This is a genomic window from Moraxella sp. CTOTU49097, assembly GCF_032064105.1.
Lineage (GTDB): Bacteria > Pseudomonadota > Gammaproteobacteria > Pseudomonadales > Moraxellaceae > Faucicola > Faucicola osloensis_B.
Genome location: NZ_DAMBOA010000015.1, coordinates 32,100 through 37,253, shown reverse-complemented (window position 1 = coordinate 37,253; position 5,154 = coordinate 32,100). Strand labels below are relative to the sequence as shown.

3 protein-coding genes are annotated in these 5,154 nt (G+C 44.0%); all 3 read left to right on the top strand.

Features of this window, described 5'->3' with window-relative positions; translation table 11 throughout:
• Window positions 1–108 precede the first annotated feature (108 nt).
• The 3 genes from holA to RT064_RS08790 all read left to right on the top strand — a co-directional run bounded on the left by holA (window position 109) and on the right by RT064_RS08790 (window position 4,829).
• Window positions 109–1,131 (top strand): DNA polymerase III subunit delta, encoded by a 1,023-nt coding sequence (gene holA / locus RT064_RS08800; RefSeq protein ID WP_313062895.1) that lies wholly within the window; start codon window positions 109–111, stop codon window positions 1,129–1,131.
• 308 nt (window positions 1,132–1,439) lie between these two features.
• Window positions 1,440–2,750, top strand: coding sequence for an efflux RND transporter periplasmic adaptor subunit (locus RT064_RS08795; RefSeq protein ID WP_313062894.1), 1,311 nt, complete (start codon window positions 1,440–1,442; stop codon window positions 2,748–2,750).
• Window positions 2,751–2,846: 96 nt separating this feature from the next.
• Window positions 2,847–4,829 carry a MacB family efflux pump subunit gene (locus RT064_RS08790; protein ID WP_313062893.1) on the top strand — a complete coding sequence of 661 codons (1,983 nt, stop codon included), beginning with the start codon at window positions 2,847–2,849 and terminating at the stop codon, window positions 4,827–4,829.
• The last annotated feature ends 325 nt before the right edge of the window (window positions 4,830–5,154 follow it).

Below are 5,154 nucleotides of genomic sequence, written 5' to 3'. Positions count from 1 at the left end.
GCGCAGCGTATTGCTGACCAATATGTCGCACTGAGCCTTCCAAAAATCACCAAAGTGCCTACCGCCACTACCCCCTAACCTAATTGATACCTAATTGATAATACGCTGATGCAGTACAATTTTTTAAATGCCTTTCAACATCTCAAAAATAGGCAAGACCCCGCTACTGGGGTGTGGCTACTGCATGGCGATGAAGAGTTGTTGTCACAGTGGCTGATAGAAAAAATGTCGCCCAATTGGCGGCAGCATAGTATGGCGATTTCGCGCATGGATATTACCAGCGCCAAATCATGGCAAGCGGTTTTGGCAGAGCTGAACAGTATGTCACTATTTGATGACCACAAAGCCATTATCGTTCACGGCAATCATAAACCCGATAAAGAGGCGTTGGCAGAATTAGCGCAATTTGCGACCAGCAATCCAAGCAATTGCTTAGTCATTATCAGTGATAAATACGATAAAAAAAGCCAAAGCAGTGCGTTTTTTTTACTTTGTGACAAATTTGGTCAGGTCATTGAATGCCATCTTTATCAAGAGCAGCAACGCGAACAACTGCTACAGCAACACGCGCAAGATTTTGGGCTTGAACTTACCAAACCCGCTTGGCAAATGCTGATGGCACAAACTCAGCATAATTTGCTGGCGGCTTACCAAAGTCTGTGGCGGCTCTCCTATCTCTATGCTACAACAACAGATGCGAATCCTCCTACCCGTTTTGTGACCATCGATGAGTCTCAGCTGTTTGATGGGTTGGTGAGTCAATCTATGTTTACCACCTTTGATTTATCGGATGCGATGTTGGCAGGTAATACCGCGCAGGTTGCAAAAATCTTACAGCAACTCAAAGCCAGTGAAGAACCAGAGAGTTTGGTGTTATGGATGATAGCCAAAGACATGCGCAATATCTTAAGCTTGCAATCAGGGGCAAGTTATCAAAGCCTCGGCATTTGGCAAAGTAAGCAACAGCTTTATAGTAAAGCCCTGCATCGTCATTCCCATGACGCTACCCGAAGCTGGTCGGATGCACTGTACCAAGCTGACCAAGCCATCAAAGGTCTGGTGCAACAACCAGCTTGGGAGCTCCTCTACCAACTCGCTTTTCGCCTAGCGGGTCAACCGTTATTTCACTAGTTGCTTTGAAAATTTCTTTAAAAGTTGCTTTGAAAAATGCTCCGCAACCTATGCAATCTTTGCAGCCTTTCAAACAGCACACCCATCAAAACACATACAATCCACCACCCCCAAATTTTTAATGCGTTTTTCTTACTCATAACATTTATTTTATAATCCAGTAAGATTATGTGGTTATAATTTAAAATCCTTGCGACTTACCTATTCTTATTGCAATTTATTCTCATTTAGCTTTTAATACTCCCTGTTAAAATGCTGTATTTATTTAATTTTTTTCAATTGTTTATCCCTTGATAAGGCTTGGCACGATGACCGCTACCCAAAAAAAATGGCTCAAATGGGCAATCTTAAGTTTGATCGTTATTTCGCTGGCAGCGTTAGCTTATTGGTACTTTAAACCCAAACCCCAAAAACCCAATTACATTACCGCCAATGTCGAACGTAGCGATATTGAAAACAGTGTCATGTCCACGGGCAAAATTGAAGGCATTAAACAAGTGGATGTTGGCGCTCAGGTGTCAGGGGAAGTGACAAAATTGTATGTCGAAGTAGGTGATACGGTTAAAAAGGGCGATGTTATTGCTCAAATTGACCCAGTTACCCTGCAAAATACCTTAACCACGCAGCAGGCTACCTTACAGCAAAGCAAAGCGAATTTGGAAAGTACCAAGTCCGCCTATCAGACCAAACAAGCCGCACTTGCAACAGCGCGAGCCGACTTGAAAGGTAAAATAGCTACCTTGCAACAATCGCAAACAGAATACAATCGCCTAAAATCCTTGCTTGCCATGAATGCCATCTCTAAACAAGAGCTGGAGCAAGCGGATACCGCTGTCAAAACAGCGCAAGCCAATGTAGACAGCGCGAAAGAAGCGATTGCGACTGCCCAAGCAAATATTGTTTCATCGCAAGCCGATATTGTCAGTGCACAACAAACCATAAAAAAATCGCAAACAGACGTCAATACGGCTGAAAAAAATCTTGGGTATAGCCAAATTGTTGCCCCGATGTCAGGCACGGTGATTTCTATCACCACCAAACAAGGGCAAACGGTGAACGCCAATCAATCAGCCCCCACCATTGTGACATTGGCAGATTTGAGCAGTGTGCGCGTGAAAGCCAAAATATCAGAAGCCGATGTCGTCAATCTCAAAGTAGGGTTGCCTGTTTATTTCAATATCATTGGACGCCCAGATAAGAAATACCAAGCCACACTGTCGACCATTGGACCTGCGCCCGATGGCACTACCGCCAGTGATTCATCGACCTCAACGGATTCAGCGATTTATTACATTGGTTATTTTACTGTCCCCAATCCCGATGGCGCGCTACGTATCAATATGACAGCGCAAGTCTATATTGTTGAAAATAAAGTCAGTAATGTGCTTAGCGTACCCGCTGCGGCAATCAAAACTGACCCAAAAATAGGCAGTTATGTTGAAGTCGTGCAAGCCGATGGTACTACCAAAAAACAAGCGGTCAAAACAGGTGTCACCAATCGTATCACTACCCAAATTCTTAGCGGCGTCAACCAAGGTGATAAGGTGGTTGTGGGTCAAGCAACGGTGAGTAAATCAAGTTCATCGTCTAAAAATAGCGGTCGTCCACCGATGATGTAATCATTGGTAGATGATAACCCTAGATTGTAAACGTTGATTGTAACCTATGACGCATGCTAACCCTATGACGCATGCTAACTGTGAGACACACGGCTGATGATAACGCAAGACACCAAACAACCTGTCATGGAAGTGAAGGATTTAATCCGTGAATTCCCTGCAGGTGATGAAAAAATTCGGGTTTTACATGGGATTGATTTGACCATTTATGAAGGCGAAATGGTTGCAATTATCGGTCAATCAGGCTCGGGTAAATCCACCTTAATGAATATCTTAGGTTGCCTAGATCAGGCGACTGCGGGCAGTTACCACATTTATGGCAAAGCGGTGGACAAACTCACCGCAGACGAACTTGCCGAGCTTCGCCGTGAGCATTTTGGGTTTATTTTTCAGCGCTATCATTTACTCGGTGACATCAATGCCCAAGACAATGTCGCCGTCCCTGCCGTGTATGCAGGGATGCCCGTGCGGCAACGTGAAGCGCGCGCCACCCAATTGTTAGACGACTTAGGACTGGCGGCAAAAACCCAAAATCGCCCGAGCCAACTCTCCGGTGGTCAACAACAGCGTGTGTCTATTGCTCGTGCGTTAATGAATGGTGGCGATATTATTCTGGCAGATGAACCGACTGGGGCATTGGATAGCCAATCAGGTAAAGACGTGATGGCGATTTTGAGAAATCTAAATAGCCAAGGTCATACCATCATTATGGTGACCCACGATCCTTCTATCGCTGCCCAAGCCGAACGCGTGATCGAAATCAAAGACGGACAGATTCTTAAAGATTATTATACCGATAATAGATTTGATAAAACCAAAGAGGTTCAACACCTAAATTTTGCCAAAAAATCTGGCGTTACCGCGTTTTTGGACCGATTATCTGAAGCCTTTAAGATGTCTGTTTTGGCGATGAAAGTCCATAAAATGCGGACATTGTTAACCATGTTAGGTATTATCATCGGTATTGCCTCTGTGGTATCGGTAGTGGGTCTAGGGCAAGGTTCTCAACAAAAAATTCTCAATGATATTAGCTCTTTAGGCACCAATACTTTAACCATCCGAGATGGCTATAAATTTGGTGACCCTCGCCGTAAATACCATGATGATAATTTAACAGATGCCGATGCCAATGCTGTCGCAGAACAACCTTATGTGCAAAGCGTCAGTCCACAAGTCAGCAGCAATAGCGCCACCGCCCGTTACCGTGAAACAGAAGCTTCTGTGAATGTCAGTGGCGTGGGCAAAGATTATCTAACGGTGAAAGGCGAAAAACTGGCGCTTGGGCAAACCTTTAATGACAATAGTATCACCTCGATGACCCAAGATGTGATTATTGATAATAATGCAAAAACCGCCTTTTTTGCCAATGTCAGCGATCCCATTGGTGAAGTGATGCTAGTGGGTAGTGTGCCCGCTCGTGTCATCGGTGTGCTGCAGCCATCTGAGCAAGCTTTTGGTCCAAGTTCAGACACCCCTACCCTGTATATGCCTTATACCACTGTGATGCATAGAATGGTTGGTACTAGTCATGTAGATAGTTTTATTGTGCTACTAAAAAATACGATCTCGTCTAGTGCCGCTGAGCAAGCTGTTTCTGATTTGATAGAGCAGCGACACGGTACCGATGATTTTCGTATTCAAAACTCTGATTCAATCCGTCAGACGATTGAATCCACCACAGGCACGATGACATTACTGGTATCATCGATAGCCATTATTTCGTTGATTGTGGGGGGTATTGGCGTCATGAATATCATGCTCGTCTCAGTCACCGAGCGTACCAGTGAAATTGGTGTACGCATGGCAGTGGGCGCAAGACAATCTGATATCATGCAGCAGTTTTTGATAGAAGCAATTTTGGTGTGTATCTTGGGCGGGATTTTAGGTATTAGCCTTGCGTTTGCCATCGGCGCTTTAATTAACAAATTTGCAGGGGGTAATTTCCAAGTGGTGTATTCAACTACCTCCATTGTGGCGGCTGTGGTGTGTTCGACACTCATTGGTGTGGTTTTTGGGTTTATTCCGGCGCGCAATGCTGCCAGACTCAATCCTGTTGATGCCTTATCGGGTGGTGAATAATCAGGTGGTGAATAAAAGTTTTCTCACCTATTTAGTCATCATCTAGCTCGTCAATACCTATCTAATTAGACTTATCTAATCAAGGCTAGATAGGTTAAAGGTATGATAAGTCGATAAATTTAAGCCGCTATTTTGATGCAAATCTTTAGTTAAAAAATTTGTGCAAAAAGGCTTGCAAACTAAGATTTAATGCGTATAATATGCACTCACTTAACGGCAATAGCCGAAATAAAAACGTGAAAAATCGTTTTTTATTGCCTTAAATGTTTTGGATCGTTAGCTCAGTTGGTAGAGCAGTGGACTTTTAATCCATTGGTCCCGCGTT